The organism is Staphylococcus sp. GDY8P120P (assembly GCF_017892065.1).
Classification (GTDB): domain Bacteria; phylum Bacillota; class Bacilli; order Staphylococcales; family Staphylococcaceae; genus Staphylococcus; species Staphylococcus nepalensis.
Genome location: NZ_JAESKI010000063.1, coordinates 1 through 540, shown reverse-complemented (window position 1 = coordinate 540; position 540 = coordinate 1). Strand labels below are relative to the sequence as shown.

The 540-nt window shown below is 33.0% G+C and carries 1 protein-coding gene; it reads right to left on the bottom strand.

Annotation, left to right across the window (positions count from 1 at the left end):
* On the bottom strand, positions 1-540 hold a 540-nt coding region (locus KA900_RS14670; protein WP_210139793.1), incomplete at both ends, for an aldo/keto reductase.

The window sequence follows — 540 nt, the reverse complement described above, 5'->3', positions numbered from 1 at the left end:
AATATCAACAATGATAGGATGTTCAAGTAAACCTTGGTTTCTCATGAGTGGCATCCAAGCTGTCACTGCAATATCATGCTTATCACAAAAATCTTGTAGCTCATGCTGATTGAAATAAGGGTGTACCTCCACTTGGTTCACAGCAGGCGTAATTTCTGTCTCTGCCATCAATTTTTCTAAATGATGTTGTTTAAAGTTACATACCCCAATGGCACGGATTCGACCATCTCTATATAATTTTTCCATCGCTTTATACGTTTCAATAAAAAGTCCATCTTCCTCACATGGCCAATGTATTAAAAATAAATCTAGATAATCAGTACCTAAATTCTCTATAGATTTTGTAAAAAATTCAATTGTTTTATCATATCCTTGATAATCATTCCATATCTTTGATGTAATAAATAATTCAGAACGTGGTACATCAGATTTTTTTAAAGCATTGCCTAATGCAATTTCATTTTTATAAAAGTAAGCTGTATCAAAAGCACGGTAACCAATATCTAAAGCGCTAGATACAGCATTTTCCATTTCCTCATC